The sequence below is a fragment of the Gordonia sp. YC-XJ4 genome, from assembly GCF_059511865.1.
On the sequence record NZ_CM183447.1, the window covers coordinates 1,766,702 to 1,782,318 of the forward strand.

The 15,617-nt window shown below is 67.0% G+C and carries 14 protein-coding genes; 8 read left to right on the plus strand and 6 right to left on the minus strand.

The genetic code is table 11. The annotated features are described in order from the left end of the window. Nucleotides 1–38: 38 nt before the first annotated feature. Genes stf0 through cysC form a run of 3 tightly spaced genes read left to right on the plus strand, consistent with a single transcriptional unit; the run spans nucleotide 39 to nucleotide 3,690 of the window. Nucleotides 39–839: a trehalose 2-sulfotransferase gene (stf0, locus tag AC5ZH6_RS07730; RefSeq protein WP_006370925.1), complete on the plus strand. Its 801-nt coding sequence runs from the start codon at nucleotides 39–41 to the stop codon at nucleotides 837–839. Continuing rightward, nucleotides 836–1,801 (plus strand): sulfate adenylyltransferase subunit CysD, encoded by a 966-nt coding sequence (gene cysD, locus AC5ZH6_RS07735; RefSeq protein WP_496168863.1) that lies wholly within the window; start codon nucleotides 836–838, stop codon nucleotides 1,799–1,801. The genes stf0 and cysD overlap by 4 nt, the downstream gene beginning before the upstream one ends. Beyond that, nucleotides 1,801–3,690, plus strand: coding sequence for an adenylyl-sulfate kinase (gene cysC, locus AC5ZH6_RS07740; protein ID WP_496168864.1), 1,890 nt, complete (start codon nucleotides 1,801–1,803; stop codon nucleotides 3,688–3,690). The genes cysD and cysC overlap by 1 nt, the downstream gene beginning before the upstream one ends. An 18-nt stretch (nucleotides 3,691–3,708) precedes the next feature. On the opposite strand, the gene AC5ZH6_RS07745 is transcribed toward cysC, so the two are convergent. The 4 genes from AC5ZH6_RS07745 to efeU all read right to left on the minus strand — a co-directional run bounded on the left by AC5ZH6_RS07745 (nucleotide 3,709) and on the right by efeU (nucleotide 9,509). Further along, the gene (locus AC5ZH6_RS07745) at nucleotides 3,709–5,133 is read right to left on the minus strand and encodes a serine hydrolase domain-containing protein (protein ID WP_496168866.1); all 1,425 of its coding nucleotides are present in this window, start codon (nucleotides 5,131–5,133) and stop codon (nucleotides 3,709–3,711) included. A 104-nt stretch (nucleotides 5,134–5,237) separates the two neighbouring features. Next, nucleotides 5,238–6,533 carry an iron uptake transporter deferrochelatase/peroxidase subunit gene (efeB, locus tag AC5ZH6_RS07750; RefSeq protein ID WP_496168868.1) on the minus strand — a complete coding sequence of 432 codons (1,296 nt, stop codon included), beginning with the start codon at nucleotides 6,531–6,533 and terminating at the stop codon, nucleotides 5,238–5,240. A gap of 43 nt (nucleotides 6,534–6,576) precedes the next feature. Continuing rightward, nucleotides 6,577–7,767, minus strand: coding sequence for an iron uptake system protein EfeO (gene efeO, locus AC5ZH6_RS07755; RefSeq protein WP_006370930.1), 1,191 nt, complete (start codon nucleotides 7,765–7,767; stop codon nucleotides 6,577–6,579). Then, nucleotides 7,764–9,509, minus strand: a complete 1,746-nt coding sequence (gene efeU, locus AC5ZH6_RS07760; protein WP_288338103.1) for an iron uptake transporter permease EfeU — start codon at nucleotides 9,507–9,509, stop codon at nucleotides 7,764–7,766. Before efeU ends, efeO begins: the two co-directional genes overlap by 4 nt. A gap of 483 nt (nucleotides 9,510–9,992) precedes the next feature. On the opposite strand from efeU, the gene AC5ZH6_RS07765 reads away from it, so the two are divergent. From AC5ZH6_RS07765 to AC5ZH6_RS07785, 5 genes are all read left to right on the plus strand, one after another. Further along, nucleotides 9,993–10,682, plus strand: a complete 690-nt coding sequence (locus tag AC5ZH6_RS07765; protein WP_231387039.1) for a lytic transglycosylase domain-containing protein — start codon at nucleotides 9,993–9,995, stop codon at nucleotides 10,680–10,682. Between the two features lie 117 nt (nucleotides 10,683–10,799). Then, on the plus strand, nucleotides 10,800–12,083 hold the full coding sequence (gene eno, locus AC5ZH6_RS07770; RefSeq protein WP_014359347.1) for a phosphopyruvate hydratase: 1,284 nt from the start codon (nucleotides 10,800–10,802) through the stop codon (nucleotides 12,081–12,083). A 13-nt stretch (nucleotides 12,084–12,096) separates the two neighbouring features. Beyond that, entirely contained in the window at nucleotides 12,097–12,795 is a 699-nt protein-coding gene (locus tag AC5ZH6_RS07775) for an FtsB family cell division protein (RefSeq protein ID WP_496168870.1), read from the plus strand. A gap of 45 nt (nucleotides 12,796–12,840) precedes the next feature. Next, on the plus strand, nucleotides 12,841–13,365 hold the full coding sequence (locus AC5ZH6_RS07780) for a DUF501 domain-containing protein (RefSeq protein ID WP_094602496.1): 525 nt from the start codon (nucleotides 12,841–12,843) through the stop codon (nucleotides 13,363–13,365). Next, nucleotides 13,362–14,309: a Ppx/GppA phosphatase family protein gene (locus tag AC5ZH6_RS07785; protein WP_094602497.1), complete on the plus strand. Its 948-nt coding sequence runs from the start codon at nucleotides 13,362–13,364 to the stop codon at nucleotides 14,307–14,309. Before AC5ZH6_RS07780 ends, AC5ZH6_RS07785 begins: the two co-directional genes overlap by 4 nt. Before the next feature lie 115 nt (nucleotides 14,310–14,424). Here the strand turns inward: AC5ZH6_RS07785 and AC5ZH6_RS07790 are convergent, their stop codons facing one another. After that, nucleotides 14,425–14,934, minus strand: a complete 510-nt coding sequence (locus AC5ZH6_RS07790; RefSeq protein ID WP_020171978.1) for a DUF4395 domain-containing protein — start codon at nucleotides 14,932–14,934, stop codon at nucleotides 14,425–14,427. A 128-nt stretch (nucleotides 14,935–15,062) separates the two neighbouring features. Further along, the gene (locus AC5ZH6_RS07795; protein WP_014359351.1) at nucleotides 15,063–15,521 is read right to left on the minus strand and encodes a hypothetical protein; all 459 of its coding nucleotides are present in this window, start codon (nucleotides 15,519–15,521) and stop codon (nucleotides 15,063–15,065) included. Between the last annotated feature and the right edge of the window lie 96 nt (nucleotides 15,522–15,617).

A 15,617-nucleotide genomic window follows, 5' to 3' on the forward strand; every position in this document is an offset into this window, starting at 1 on the left:
CAGGTTGCGCTCGGTTTCGGCGTGGTTAGACTGAGCCGATGCCCCACCCGCAGAGCTACCTGGTGTGTGCGAGCCAGCGTAGCGGTAGCACCTTGCTCGTCGAGTCACTCGCGGCCACCGGGGTGGCCGGAACGCCCGAGGAGTTCTTCCAGTACTTCGCCTCGTCCTCGGAATCGCCACAACCCCGTGAATGGTTTGCCGGAGTGCGGGATTCGGCGATACTCGATCTGCTCGACGAGGTCGACGGCGGCACCGTGGACACCCGCGACTTCACCCGGTGGCAGGCCGATGTCCTGGCCGCCGGTCGCAGCGCCAACGGGGTCTGGGGCGGCAAACTGATGTGGAATCAGACACCGCTGCTCATCGCGCGGACCCGGGTCGGCTCGGGATCGTTGCGGACCGCTCTGCGCGAACTCCTCGGGGCCGATCCGCTGTTCGTCCACGTGTTCCGCGATGACGTTGTGCCGCAAGCGGTGTCGATGTGGCGGGCGGTACAGACGCGCGTCTGGCGCGACGGGCACGGTCCGCACTTCGACCCCGCGCGTGATGAACGCGCACAGTACAACGCCGAGGGGATCGCGCATCTCGCGGCGATCCTCGCCGATCAGGAGCGGCAGTGGCGCCGCTGGTTCGCCGACGAGGGCATCACGCCGATCGACATCGAATTCGGCGAGCTGGTCAAGGATCCCCAGGGCACGACCGCCGCCGTGCTCGCTGCGCTGGGTCTCGATCCCGATCTGGCTCCGCCCCCTCCGATCGCACCGCAGTCCAACGCGAGGTCCAAGGAATGGGCGCAGCGCTACCGCCGTGATGCGGAAAGGAACGGATATCCGCTATGACTTCTCCCGATAACGCTACCCCCGAGAACGTGGCCACCGCCGAATTCGATCATGTTGCCGCACTGCGCATCCTGGAGTCCGAGGCGGTGCACATCATCCGCGAGGTGGTCGCCGAACTCGAGCGGCCGGTACTGCTGTTCTCCGGCGGCAAGGATTCGATCGTACTCCTTCGGCTGGCCGACAAGGCTTTTCGGCCGCACCCTTTGCCGTTCCCGATCCTGCACGTCGACACCGGCCACAACTTCGACGAGGTCATCGAGTTCCGGGATCGGCGCGTGGCCGCGAGCGCCGACAACCCCGCAGGCATCAAGCTCATCGTGGCGTCGGTACCCGACGCGATCGCCGCCGGGCGCATCGCCGAATCGACCGACCCGTCGGGATCACGCAACCGGCTGCAGACCCGGGTCCTGCTGGACGCCTTGGAAGAAGGGGGATTCGACGCGGCGTTCGGCGGTGCCCGCCGCGACGAGGACCGCGCCCGTGCCAAGGAACGGGTGTTCAGCTTCCGCGACGAGTTCGGACAATGGGATCCGCGGGCCCAGCGACCCGAACCCTGGTCGCTGTACAACGGTCGCATCCGGCGGGGCGAATCGGTGCGGGTGTTTCCGTTGTCGAACTGGACCGAGACCGACATCTGGCGCTACATCGAACTCGAGGGGCTCGACCTGCCGTCGATCTACTACGCAGCGCAGCGCGAGGTCTTCGACCGGGACGGCATTCTGCTTGCGGTGTCGCCGTTTTCGCAGCCGCCCACAGCCGACGACGTGCGGACCGAATGGGTGCGATACCGCACCGTCGGTGACCTCACCATCACCGGTGCGGTGCGGTCGAGGGCCACCACCATTCCCGAGATCATCGCCGAGATCAGCGAGGCGACCGTCTCCGAACGGGGTGAGACCCGTGCCGACGACCGGACGTCGTCGGCGGCGATGGAGGACCGCAAGCGAGAGGGATACTTCTGATGAGCACCGCGATCTCCGCTGCGCGCCGCCAGATCCTGCGGCTGGCGACCGCGGGCAGCGTCGACGACGGCAAGTCCACATTGATCGGACGGTTGCTGCACGACACCGGCAGCCTGCCCACCGATCATCTGGCGGGGGTCACCTCCTCCGACGGCGACGTCGACCTGGCCGCATTGTCCGACGGTCTGCGCGCCGAACGCGAGCAGGGCATCACGATCGACGTCGCCTACCGGTTCTTCGCCAGCGACACACGCAGTTATGTCCTCGCCGACACCCCCGGCCACGAGCGCTACACCCGCAACACCTTCACCGGGGCGTCCAATGCCCACGTGGCCGTGCTACTCGTCGACGCCCGTCACGGTGTGCAACGCCAGACCCGTCGTCATGCCCGGATCGCGACCCTGGTCGGGGTACCGCATGTGATCGCCGCGGTGAACAAGATCGACCTGGTCGATTACTCACAGCAGCGCTTCGGCGAGCTGCAGGACGAATTGACCGAACTCGCAGTGCAATTGGGGATCGGTGAGATCACGGCGATCCCGGTGGCCGCCACCCTCGGCGACAATGTCGTGCACCGGTCGGCCAACACACCGTGGTACGCCGGACCCACGCTGCTGGAGTATCTCGAGGCGGTGGAGCTGGCGGCACCGTCGCCGCAGCCGCGGGAACTCCGGTTGCCGGTGCAGTGGGTGTCGCGCCCCGGGCCCGACGGAAAGCGCACCTACACCGGCCGTGTGGCCGCGGGGACCCTCGCGCCCGGTGACCCCATCACCGTACTGCCGTCCGGGTCGGTCAGCACCGTGACGTCGGTGGACACCCTCGACCCCCAGCGGCCCGTCGCGGTCGCGGGGCTGTCGGTGTCGGTGCAGCTGGCCGACGAGATCGATGTCGGCCGTGGCGATGTCATCATCAGCGGCGCGCCCGACGCGCACCTACCGGTCTCGGCCCGGGAACTGTCGGCGACACTGTGCTGGCTGTCGTCGGCGCCACTGCACGCCGGGGATCGCGTCGCTCTCAAACAGGGGGCCACCACGGTGCGCGCCACCGTGCAGTCACTGGAACGACGCCTCGACCCCGAGTCGCTGCTCGAGGTCGTCGGACCAACGGAGTTGGGGCTCAACGACATCGGTACCGTGACGCTACGGACCTCATCGGTCGTCGTGGCCGACACCTACGCCCAGAACCGCGACACCGGCGCGTTCATCCTCATCGACGAGGCCTCCAACGACACCGTGGCGGCCGGCACGATCCTCGAGGCACGGGAGGTCATTCCGGGCAAGGCGACGCGCAATGACATCAAGTGGCATCCGAGTTCGCTGCAGCGATCCGAACGGTGGGCCAAGACCGGACAACGTGGGGCGACGGTGTGGCTGACCGGATTACCCGCGTCGGGCAAGTCGACGGTGGCGGTGGCGCTCGAACGCGAACTGGTGAACCGGGCGCGGGTGGCCTATCTCGTCGATGGCGACAACATCCGGCACGGCATCTCCGACGACCTCGGTTTCTCACCCGGCGACCGTGCCGAGAACATCAGGCGCGTCGGGCATCTCGCGCGTCTGTTCGCCGACGCCGGGGTCATCGCGATCGCGTCGATGGTCTCGCCACTGCACTCCGATCGGGAGATCGCCCGCCAATTGCATCGCGCCGCCGAGCTCGACTTCATCGAGGTGCACGTGTCGACGCCGGTCACCGAGTGCGAACGACGCGACCCCAAGGGTCTCTACGCGCGGGCGCGGCGCGGTGAACTCAAGGGCCTCACCGGGATCGACGCACCCTATGAGAAACCGCAATCACCGGACCTGCGTTTCGACACCACCGGTGCCGACATCGACGAACTCGCCGGTCGGGTGCTCGCGCTGCTGGTCGAACGCGGCATCATCGACGAGTGATGTCCACCGAGATCGCGCTCACCCCACCCGGTGCGGTGCCTGTGCGGTGAGCGGCAGGCAGGTGATTGCGAAGCAACCCGGGTTGCCCGACAGCGGCGCACGCAGCGGGGTGTTGCCGCACGACAGTACGGTGCAGTCGCGCGGGGCGTCCGGGCCGACACCGAGTGCGCCGAGGGTGATGTTGGGGTCGGCGAACTGCATCGGGTCGAGATTCAGGTTCATCGCGGGTCGGTAAGGGCCGGGGTCGGGCAGGCGCGGAGAGCGGAAGGCGGCGACCAGCTTCCGGAAGAAGGTGTGATAGAGCTCGCTGATCGGGCTGGCGCTGAGATCGGTGGCCGGATCGGGGGATACGTCGCCGAGGAACCCGTTCCAGCTCACCATCAGTCCCAGACTGGGGACGATGAAATTGTTCTGCTGCAGGAATCCGACCATCGCGTAGGCGTCGGAGGGCAACCCGGCCAACGGGGCCTGATCGACCGTCTGACGGGACGGGAAGGATGGCCCGGTACACGGAGAACTGTTGACCCAGAACAGATACCCGTAACAGTGATTCGTCGGCGAGGGCGTCCGCAACCGCGTGATGTAGTCGGAATCGATGATCCGCCGGGATCGCCATACCCCGTCACCGGCCATCAACAGTCCGAGCCTGGCATAGTCGGCCGGTGGCATGAACAGAAACGCGTAACCGTAGGTGTTCCCGGACCGGTCACGTGCCCAGTAATAGTCGTGGGCATCGATCCCCAACGGACCGAACAGGTTTCGCTGCGCGAATTGCTGAAGGTCTTCGCCGACGGCTCGTTGCACGACGTAGGCGAGAAGATCCGGACCGTGCTGCGTGTACTCGAAAAAGGTCCCCGGACGATGGGTGACCGGCAGTGCCAGAGCCTGTTTCGCGATGTTCGGATCCACGTCGAGGCCTGCGGTGACCGCCTCACTGAGGATCGACTGCGACAGGCCGGAGGTCTGCGTGGGGAGATCGGCGACGGTGATCCGTGCGTGCGCGGCATCGGCCTCGCCCGGCGGGAGATACCTCGCGGTCGATGCATTCAGATCGAGTCGGTGCTGCGTGTAGGCGATCCCGGCGAGCATCGAGATCACACTCTTGGTGGAGCTGAACAGATTCCACGGCACATCGCCGGTGGCTGCATTCAACGGTCCACTGCCGATCAAGCAATTGTTGCGGAAGACCTGGATGTGCGTGCGCATCCGGGACGCCGCGAAGGCGATCGCGTCGTCGAGGCCGGCCTTGTCCACCCCGAGGCGCTCGGGTGCCATCACCGTCGGTTGTGCACAGGCCGGCTGTGTACACGAGGCCAGTGGCGGTGGGGCGGCCGCTGCCGGAGCGCGGGTGCCCACCATTGCGGTCACCGAGGCCACCACCGTGAGCACGACGACAAGCACATTCACGAAGAACTTTCGCGAAACCCGCGTTTCGGACACCATCTCACCCCTGAACCCGACTGCAGCAATATCGCAGTCTGGCACAGGGCATGCACCGGCCGCGGCCGAACAGGCAAGCCGATGTGGCAGGGCAGAAAGGCGCAGGCTCAGCCCTGATACCCGAACATCTTCTTGCCGTACCAGTCACCGATCTCGGTCAGGCCCGGTGGGATCGCGAACAGCGAACTGGAGATCGGGGAGATGTACTCGTTGAGGGCGTCCTGGGCCAGGTTGTTCTGGATGCGGGCGAACTGATCGTGGGCGTTCTTCTGGTAGGCGATGAAGAACAGGCCGGCCGACAGTGTGCCGGTGCGGGTGTCGATCCCGTCGGTGAAGTTGTACCCGCGGCGCAGGAGCTGGGCACCGCCGTTGCTGTCGGGGTGGGCCAGGCGCACGTGGGAGAAACGGTCGATCTTGGTGCGGCCGTCGGTCCCCTTGACCGCGAAGTTCAGATCGGTGAACTCGCCGCCACCCGACAGTGGTGCGCCGGAATCCTTGGTGCGCCCGAAGATCCGCTCCTGATCGGAGATGTCGTCGGAATCCCAGGCCTCGATGTGCATGCGGATCTTGCGGGTGACGAGGTAACTGCCGCCCTTCATCCACGGCTGGTCGGTCTCGTCGCCGACCCACACCCACTTGTCGGCGACGGCCGGCTCCTCGGCCTTGATGTTGGCCGTTCCGTCCTTGAAGCCCAACAGATTTCGTGGCGTCACCTGATCGGTGCTGGTCGCCGAAGCGCGTCCGAACCCTTCCTGCAGCCACCGCAGGGTGACCACGCTGCGCCCGATGCGGGCGAGGTTGCGCACGGCGTGGAAGGCCACCTGTGGGTCCTCGGAACAGGCCTGCACGCAGATGTCGCCGCCGCTGATGGACGGGTCGATGGTGGTGTCGACGGCCAATTGGCCCAGCGGCCGGAGGGCCTCGGGCATCTTGGCGGCCAGGCCGAGCCGGTCGTCGAAGAAACTCGGCCCGAATCCCACGGTGATGGTGAGACGGTTGGGGCCGAGGTCGAACGCCTCTCCGGTGTCGGCGGGAGGTGCCATCGGCCGGGACTCCACGGGACCGACCGGTTTGCCCTCGGCGAGCAGGCTGGCCGCCGCAGCCCAGCGCGCCATCATCGTCTCGACCTGCGCGACCGTCGTCGGCTTGAGATCGAAGGCGGCGAACACGAGTGAATTCTGTTGGCGTGTGGTGATTCCGGCCTGGTGTTCGCCGTAGAACTCGACGGTCTCGGTGGCCGGATCGCTGCTCTCATCGGCGGTGGCGGCGTAGGTGATCCCCGCGCCCGCGGCACCACCGACAGCCAGTCCGGCACCGGCGATACCGGCGCCGGTGAGGAACCCTCGTCGGTTCACCCGGCCCCGTTTCTGCGGTGTGGGTTCTGGCGTGTCGGTGGTGCTCATGGGGTGTCGAATTCTCCTGTGATGCGGTGCGAGGACGGTGCCGTCAGCTGGCGGCGGCGATCTTTCCGCCGGCCTGCGACAGCGGGTCCTTGACCGCGATGATGGCCGCGGCCATGTCCCGCTTCTGCTGTTCGGTCACGTCGTTGAACGGCTTGAATCCGCCGGGCCCGTTCGGATCCCGGAAGCTGTCGATCAGCGAGTCGACTCGGTCGAAGGCCTGCTGGATCGTCGTCGTCAACTGCGGATCGATCTCGTTGAGGGCGGGCTTGACGATGGCGAACGCCTGCTGGCTGCCCTCGATGTTGGCCTGCATGTCGACGAAGTCGATATGCGAGTAGGCCTCTTCCTCGCCGGTCAGCTTGCTGGTGGACACCTCGTCGAGGAGGTCACCGGCACCGTTGATGATGTCGGCGGGCTTGACGGTGAACGAGGGCTCGTTGACCAGGCGCTGCAGATCCTTGACGTTCGTCAGGAGGGTGGCCGCCACCGGCTTCATCCCGTCGAGGTTGCCGGCTTCCCACAGTTGCTTCTCGATGACGTGGAAGCCCTGCCAGGTGTCACCGGGCCCCAGGGCGTCCGGGCGGGCGTCGATGGCGACGTCGAGGTTCACCGCGTTGTCGGTTGAGCAGTCCGAAGCGCCGTTGGCACAGAAGGATCCGGCGATCGGCTCGATGCGCTCGTAGTACGGGCGGGCCTTGATGTAGGCGTCCTTGGCGGCGGCGACATCACCGGCGTTGACCGCGTCGACGAGGGTTTGGGTCGCGGTGGTCAGACTGTTCACCTGGGTGATGACGTACTGCTTGTACTCGGCCGCGGCCGCGTTGAGCTGGTCGGCGACGCTACCGGTGGCCTTGGTGGCCGTACCGGTGACGGTGAAGGTGGTCTTCTCGTTGGTCGCGCCCGGGCAGTACAGCTCATAGGTGCCACCATCGAGCTTGTGCGAGAACGACGTTGCCGCCATACCCGGCGCGATGTTCTCGCGTTCGGCGAGGATCTTGCCGTCCTGCAACAGCTCCACCTCGCTGACCGCTGCCGCGTTGGTGTTCTTGATCTCGAAGGTGATCGGCCCGGCGTCGACCTTGTCGGGGGTGACCTTGCAGCCGTCGTTGGTCATCTCGACGGTGACTGTCTTCGTCGCACTCGACGAATCGCCGTCGTCGCTGCTGCTGCAGGCGGCCACACCTACGATGGCCACGGCGGTCGCCGACACGGCGACCAGTCTGGAAGCCCTCATCGGGTTCTCTCCTTTTTCTCGGGCGGCGCCACCACGGCGGCCGGGTCCACATCCGGGGTCACGTCGGGTCCCGAGGGCTCCGATGTGGCCGGGTCACCGCCACCGGACACCGGGGCCGGCGGTGTCGATGGGGTTGGTCGGGTCGATGGGGTCGGTCGACGGCGTGACGCCATCGCGAGTAATGCTGCGACCACCACCAGTACTGCGGCGATGACGGCGAGGGTCAGCGGAACCGTCACACCGCGCGAATGATGGCGATTGCGCTGATCATTCGCGGCCCCGAGTGCGGTGAGGTCGGCGGCGGTGGGCTGATGCCCGGTCTCGAACGTGGCGACCTTGCCGAGCACGACCGCAGAACCCTGTTCCGGGGTGGCCGTCGCGGTGATCGCGTAGCGCACATCGGCGGCGAGCGGACGGTCGAAATACGGATCGACCGAGACGGTCACCGTGGCGCTGACGACGTAGTCCACCGGTGCCGACTCGCCGAACCGTCGGGTGTCCAGACCCACCGGCAGACGTCCGCCGTTGCCGGCAACGATCTGGGCGACGCTCACCCGCGTCGGAGCGCCCGGTACCAAGGCGGTGATCGGCAGGTTCGGGGTGACGACCTGGTCGAAGGTCGGCGCGGTCAGGCTGCCGAAGGTGGTCGTCTCACCCCCGGACAGTCGTTCGAGGGGGGTCGTGACGGCGCCGCTGGACAGCACACCGGTCGCGGAGTCGGCGCCGGCCTTCGAAACCGACACCGAGACGTCCGCGGGTACCTGCACCGTCGTGCCGGACAGGATGCCGCTGGTGGTCGGGGCCCCGGTGGCTCGTGTCGCCAGCGTCGACGACGGCAGGGCGGGCGTGGCCGGTGCGGTGAGCAACACCACGAGCGCGGCGATCGCCAGCATCGCGGCGCAGGCGCCCGCGACGATCGCGGCGAGTCGCCGCGGGAACGCGCGCCCGGCCGGCCACAGGACGATCGTGCCCACCACCAGCACGTAGATCAGCCAGCCGAGGACCTCGATGAGGACCGGTTTGGGTTGTAGCCCGAGCACGCCGGTCAGCAGCGAGGACTGCACCGAGCCGGGCCGCACCAGCCAGCTCAGGTCGACGACCTGCTGTTGTCCGACGTCGAGCCATCCGGCTTCGTGGGCGGTGTGCAGGGCCGTCATCACCAGTCCGGCGGCGACGAGCACCAACAACAAACCGGTGATCTTGAAGAAGCGGGCGAGGTTGATGTGGACCCCACCGCGGTAGATGCCGTATCCCAGTGCCACCGCGATGGCGATACCGAGGATCGCGCCGGCCGCCGAGGGCACCGCGTTGCCGCTGGCATTGAACGCCGCCACGAGGAAGACGGCGGTCTCGAGCCCTTCGCGCAGCACCGCCAGGAACGCCATCAGCACGAAGGCGAACGCCGACCCGTTGGCCATCGCATCGGATGCGGCGGATTCCAAGTCCCCCTTGAGGTCTCGGGAATGCTCACGCATCCAGACGATCATGTAGGTGACCATCGCGACCGCGATGGCGCCGATCACCGTCTCCAACGCTTCCTGCTGCTGTTGGGGCAGATCGCGGGAAAGCACCTCCAACCCGATCGCCACACCGACGCAGATGAGAACCGCCACGATCACGCCGATCCACATCCAGCGCAGGGCGTCGCTGCGCTGCTGGCGGCGGAGGAATGCGGCGATGATGCCGACGATCAGGGCCGCTTCGAGGCCTTCGCGCAGGCCGATGATCAGGGTTGCGAGCATTGTTGCCCCCGCTTCGGGCGATGCGGACGACCCGGCGCAAAGCCGGGAATGCCCGATTCCGTGGCCTCTGGGCGGGTGGCGACATCACGGTCGTCGACCGTGAACTGCGAGGGCGCCGTGCCCGCCACCAGCTCCATATGCGGCTTTCTTCTCCAGTACACACCGGGTTCCGCGCCGTGCGACGCAGTGTTGGTGAGGCTAACCGACGATAGTATGCCCTTTCCTCGGGAACCGGACACGCTTGGGTGGAGTTGAGAACAATGTCGGGCTCCGACGCGTCGACGAGTGGAGTCCGGCGTCGATGATGTGCAACCCTGTGTCGTTCGTGCGGTCATCGCTGTTCGTGTGGTCATCGAGGGGCCGACGACGAAGGGCAACACGCGTGGTCCACACGCAGGAGAGGTAGTCAGGGTGCTAGCGGGTAGGGGCGTGCGTCGGTATCGCGCGCTGATCGTTGTCGCGATCGCTGCGGTCGTCGGATCGATGACCCTGACGAGTTGTCTCGACATCGGTTCACTGAACCGACCCGACATTCCCGAGGGCATTCCGCCCGCGCCCGGCGCTCAGCAGCCCTACATCGACATCGACCAGCCGGGCCGGACCGCCGACGCCATGGCCGGCTGGGCTCGCCCCATCGCCGAGGGCACCGGCATTCCGTTGATCTCTCTCGAGGCGTACGGCAACGCCGCCGAGATCCAACGCCAACAGCATCCCGAGTGCGGGCTCGCGTGGACGACCCTCGCCGGCATCGCCGGTGTGGAAAGCAAACACGGCACCTACCGGGGAGCGCATGTCGCCGCCAATGGTGATGTGTCGCCACCGATTCGGGGAGTGCCGCTCGACGGCACCCGCGGCAACATGGAGATCCCCGACACCGACCACGGCCGGCTCGACGGTGACCCCACCCACGACCGTGCGATGGGGCCCTTCCAATTCATCCCGCAGACCTGGGAGCGCTACGGCGTCGACGCCAACGGTGACGGCAAGGCCGACCCGGACAACATCGACGATGCGGCGCTCTCGGCGGCCCGCTATCTGTGTGTGTCCTCCGGCGGGGACATGACCACAGCGGCCGGCTGGGAGAAGGCGGTCAAGGTCTACAACAACTCGATGGCCTACGTCATCGATGTCCGCGATCACGCCAACGCCTACTCCGTCAACGTCCGCTACTGACGTCGGGGTCGTTGGCGCAAAGCCATCGCAGAAGAATCGGGAGACATGCCCTAGGCTTTGTCGCGTACCCGTCGGCGCTCAAGAAGACGCCGACCCGTCCATCGAAAGGGGCGCAGCGTGGCAATCATCGAACAGGTGGGCGCTCGTGAAATTCTCGACTCGCGCGGTAATCCCACTGTCGAGGTCGAGGTGCTGCTCGACGACGGCACCTTCACCCGGGCCGCGGTTCCGTCGGGTGCATCGACCGGCGAACACGAGGCGGTGGAGCTGCGCGACGGTGGCGATCGCTACAACGGCAAGGGCGTCACCAAGGCCGTCGAGAGCGTTCTCGGTGAGTTGGCCCCCGCGGTCATCGGTATCGACGCCGAGGAACAGCGCCTCGTCGACCAGGCGCTCCTCGACTGCGACGGCACCCCCGACAAGGGTCGGCTCGGGGCCAACGCCATCCTCGGTGTCTCGCTCGCGGTGGCCAAGGGCGCTGCCGAATCGGCCGGGCTGCCGCTGTTCCGCTACGTCGGCGGTCCCAACGCGCACATCCTGCCCGTGCCGATGATGAACATCATCAACGGCGGTGAGCACGCCGACAACGGCATCGATTTCCAGGAATTCATGATCGCGCCGGTCGGTGCCCCGACCTTCAAGGAGGCGCTGCGCTGCGGCGCCGAGGTGTACCACGCGCTCAAGTCGGTCCTGCACAAGCAGGGTTTGAACACCGCGCTCGGCGACGAGGGTGGTTTCGCTCCCGATCTGCCCAACACCGAGGCCGCGATCGCGGTCATCGGCGAGGCCGTCGAGAAGGCCGGCTACGGTTTCGGCCGTGATGTGGTGATTGCGCTCGACGCCGCGTCGACCGAGTTCTTCTCGGACGGTGTGTACAAGCTCGAGGGCAAGGACTTCTCGTCCGACGAGATGGTGCCGTTCTACGAGAAGCTCATCACCGACTTCCCGATCGTCTCCATCGAGGACGGTCTGGCCGAGGACGACTGGGACGGTTGGGCCAAGCTCACCGAGGCCATCGGCGACCGCGTGCAGCTCGTCGGCGACGATCTGTTCGTCACCAACCCCGAGCGGCTCGAAGAGGGCATCTCCAAGGGCATCGCCAACGCACTGTTGGTCAAGGTGAACCAGATCGGCAGCCTCACCGAAACCCTCGATGCAGTCACGCTGGCGCACAACAACAGCTACAAGACGATGATGAGCCACCGGTCCGGTGAGACCGAGGACACCACCATCGCCGATCTCGCCGTCGCCTGCGGCTGCGGCCAGATCAAGACCGGTGCACCGGCCCGTAGCGAGCGTGTCGCCAAGTACAACCAGCTGCTGCGTATCGAAGAGGGCCTCGGCGACGCGGCACGCTACGCCGGAGACCTTGCCTTCCCACGGTTCTCGTTCGGTTCGTGATTAGCTAGGGCCCATGGCCGATGCCGATGGGCGTTTCAACTCCGAGCGCGACGGGCGTCGGCGGGCGAAGCGATCCACCAGGGATCCGCGTTCTGCCGAACGCGCCCGCCGTGCCCCTCGTCGCTCCGCGTCGTCGTCGCGTCGTACCCCGGTCTCGGTGATCGAGACCGGGGAACAGGAGATCCATCGCGACGACGTCGACCTGGTCGACGAGATCGGCGCCGACGCAAGTCCCGTCGACGCAACCTCCGACGACGCGCCCCGACGGGCGTCGTCGCGGGGGAGTCGTAGGCCGCGTCGTCGCCCCACCATCGCCGATTCCGTCACGGCGCGCGTGCGCGGTCTCGACGCCAAACGTGCGGTGATCATGGCGCTGGTGATCGGTGTCGTCGCCATCGCCCTGGCGCCGTCGCTGCGCAACTACTACCAGGGCCGCTCGGAGTACAACCAGGTCGTCGCCTCCAACGAGCAGCTGCGCAACCAGGAGACCTATTACCAGAAGAAGGTCAACGAGCAGGGCGACCCGGCATACAAGGAGGCTCAGGCGCGCGAGCGGTTGGGCATGGTCCGCCCGGGTGAGACCGGACTGGTGATGATGTACCCGGGTGACGCCGACAAGCAGGCCGCCGAACAGGCCGCGCAGAAGCATGCGGCCAACCCCTGGTACAGCAACCTCTGGGAATCGGTGGCCACGCCTCCCGACGGTCGGTGACCGGCGTTTCTCCCGGCCACCCCTCGGCGGCTACTGTGACCACTCGTGAGCATCTCCTCCGACGATCTCGCGGTTGTCACCGCCCAACTCGGCCGCGAGCCACGTGGTGTGATCGAGGTCAGCTACCGCACTCCCGACGGTGTTCCGGCCGTCATCAAGACCCGGCCACGACTGCCCGACGGCACACCGTTCCCCACGCTGTACTACCTGACCGATCCGCGCCTCACGTCGGAGGCGAGCCGGCAGGAGTCGGCCGGCGTCATGAAGGACATGACCGCGCGGCTGGCGACCGACGAACAGCTGGCTGCCGCCTATCGCGCCGCGCACGAGTCCTATCTGGCCGAGCGCAATGAAATCGATTCTCTCGGAACGGATTTCACCGGCGGCGGGATGCCCGACCGGGTCAAGTGTCTGCATGTGCTGATCGCGCATTCGTTGGCCAAGGGTCCGGGGGTGAACCCGCTCGGCGACGAGTCGGTGGCATTGGCCGCGCAGGCCGGATTGCGTGGGACCGCCATTCCGGCCGACTGGCCGTCGGTGCCCGTCGACGAGAACGGAGATGTCGGATGAGTGTGGTCGCCGCCGTCGACTGCGGTACGAACTCGATTCGTCTGCTGGTCGCGAAGCCCGGGGAGACGACACCGCTGACCGACATCCACCGGGAGATGCGGGTGGTTCGTCTCGGTCAGGGCGTGGACGCGACGGGGCAGTTCGCCGACGAGGCCATCGAGCGCACCCGCGTGGCTCTCGCCGACTACGTCGAGGTGATGGTCGGAGCCGGCGTGGAGAAGGTGCGGATGGTCGCGACGTCGGCGACCCGTGACGCCGCCAACCGGGATCGGTTCTTCGCGATGACCGCGGAGTTGCTCGGTGCGGTGGTACCCGGGGCGATCGCCGAGGTCATCACCGGCGACGAAGAAGCGCAACTGTCATTCCGCGGGGCCGTGGGAGAACTGCCCGCCGATCAGGGGCCGTTCGTGGTGACCGATCTCGGTGGCGGCTCGACGGAGGTTGTCGTCGGGGATGCCGACGGCGTCACCGCGAGCTTCTCCGCCGACGTCGGCTGCGTGCGCGTCACCGAACGTGCCCTGCCGTCCGACCCGCCCACCGTCGAGGAGATCGCCGCCGCACAGGGGTTCATCGCGGAGCGACTCGCCGAGGCGTTCGTTGCCGTCGACGTCACTTCCGCGCACACCTGGGTCGGGGTGGCAGGAACCCTGACGACGCTGTCGGCACTGCATCTCGGTCTGGCAGAATACGATTCCGACGCCATTCACCTGTCCCGGGTGGGGCGCGACGATCTCGACTCCGTGTGCCGAGAACTGGTCGGCATGACGCGTGCCGAGCGTGCGGCGCTCGGTCCGATGCACCCGGGTCGCGTCGACGTCATCGGTGGCGGATCACTGGTGACGATGGAACTGGCCCACCAATTGGCGCAGCGTGCCGGGATCACCGAACTGGTCGTCAGCGAGCACGACATCCTCGACGGCATCGCGCTGGGTTTGCTCGACTAGCCCGGCACCTCGCCGGCGGCGCCCGCTGTTCCGTCGACAGCGCCCGTCAGTTCGCCGACAGCGCTCGCTTTGTGCCGACAGCGCCCGCTATGTCGTCGACGGCGCCTGGGTCAGATCAGCGGGAGGTGTTCGCCAGATCCGGGTTGCGCAAAGAGATGTTGTTGCAGGCCTCGCAGACGGTGTCGGGGATGATCCCGTTGCGCTGCAAGAAGCCGAAGACCACGCAACCCAGGCAGAAGCCGAGCGCGAATTCCAGTGTGGCAGCGACGATCAGGACGCCGACCACGATCTGGGCCGCGAGACCGTAACCGAGGAGGCTCAGCACGAGCGCGGTGGTGCTGAAGGCCAGTCCGATGCCCTGGGCGAACCGCTTCGGGGGTCCGGGAACGAGCTTGGTCTTGCGCCAGATCTTGGGGGCGATGACCCGCACCGAGAGCTGACCGAACGGCGACAGCTTGGGCCCGGACGCGACGCGCAGGGCGAACCCGATCGCCAGCAGCGCGTAGAGCGCCCAGTGATCGACGACGATCGCCACGATTGCGAGAGCCACCACCAGGCCCGCGGTGGATCGCGCCGCGTAATCATTCACCGGATTGGGGAAGGTGAACACCGAACGCACCGACACAAGATCCTCCTCTGACATCCTCAACAGGACGAAGCTACGCGACGGACTGCTCGGGGTCACGGGTTGGGCTCATGACGAATGAAACCGAGGCGTGCGGGCGCTGTCGGCGTCCTGCCGGGCGCTGTCGGTCACTCCTCGACGGGTGCGACCGGTGCCTCCATGGTGCCCTCAAGGGTCGCGCCATCGGTGTCGTCGGCGTGACGGTCATCGGCACCGGAGTCCGGATCGGACTCGTCTAGATCCTGCGGCACCACCGGCGCCTCGAACGACCCTTCGAGGTTGAGTGGCTCTCGGTCCGGCGTTGCCGACTCCGCGATCGCGGGAGCGTCGAGAGAGTCCTCGGCATCGAGAGCACCCTCGTCGTGGTCGTCGGCGAGTTCGGCGTCGATGACGTGGTGCGCCTCGTCCGCCTTGGCGCGTTGCGCGGCTTCCCGCATCTCGAAGCCGTCGGTGACGATCTCACCGATCTCCCGGGCAACGTCGGCCACGGCGCTGGTGATGATGGTGGCGATCTGGCCGACGTGGGTGGCGGTGGACTCCACCAGCTCCTGGATCAGATCCTTGTTGCGTTCGATGCGATCGACCACGGTGGATTCTCCTCGGTGGGTCGTACGGGATGGTGACGCGCGGACGGCAAAGCCGAACGGGCGGCATCGACGGTGTGATTCCGACGATACCGCCCG

Excerpts from the sequence above, each read along its gene's own strand:
- efeU (WP_288338103.1), bottom strand. The coding sequence starts at position 9,509 with ATGCTCGCAACCCTGATCATCGGCCTGCGCGAAGGCCTCGAAGCGGCC.
- cysD (WP_496168863.1), top strand. The coding sequence starts at position 836 with ATGACTTCTCCCGATAACGCTACCCCCGAGAACGTGGCCACCGCCGAA.
- efeO (WP_006370930.1), bottom strand. The coding sequence starts at position 7,767 with ATGAGGGCTTCCAGACTGGTCGCCGTGTCGGCGACCGCCGTGGCCATC.
- stf0 (WP_006370925.1), top strand. The coding sequence starts at position 39 with ATGCCCCACCCGCAGAGCTACCTGGTGTGTGCGAGCCAGCGTAGCGGT.
- cysC (WP_496168864.1), top strand. The coding sequence starts at position 1,801 with ATGAGCACCGCGATCTCCGCTGCGCGCCGCCAGATCCTGCGGCTGGCG.
- AC5ZH6_RS07785 (WP_094602497.1), top strand. The coding sequence starts at position 13,362 with ATGAGTGTGGTCGCCGCCGTCGACTGCGGTACGAACTCGATTCGTCTG.
- AC5ZH6_RS07765 (WP_231387039.1), top strand. The coding sequence starts at position 9,993 with ATGACCCTGACGAGTTGTCTCGACATCGGTTCACTGAACCGACCCGAC.
- AC5ZH6_RS07775 (WP_496168870.1), top strand. The coding sequence starts at position 12,097 with ATGGCCGATGCCGATGGGCGTTTCAACTCCGAGCGCGACGGGCGTCGG.
- efeB (WP_496168868.1), bottom strand. The coding sequence starts at position 6,533 with ATGAGCACCACCGACACGCCAGAACCCACACCGCAGAAACGGGGCCGG.
- AC5ZH6_RS07745 (WP_496168866.1), bottom strand. The coding sequence starts at position 5,133 with ATGGTGTCCGAAACGCGGGTTTCGCGAAAGTTCTTCGTGAATGTGCTT.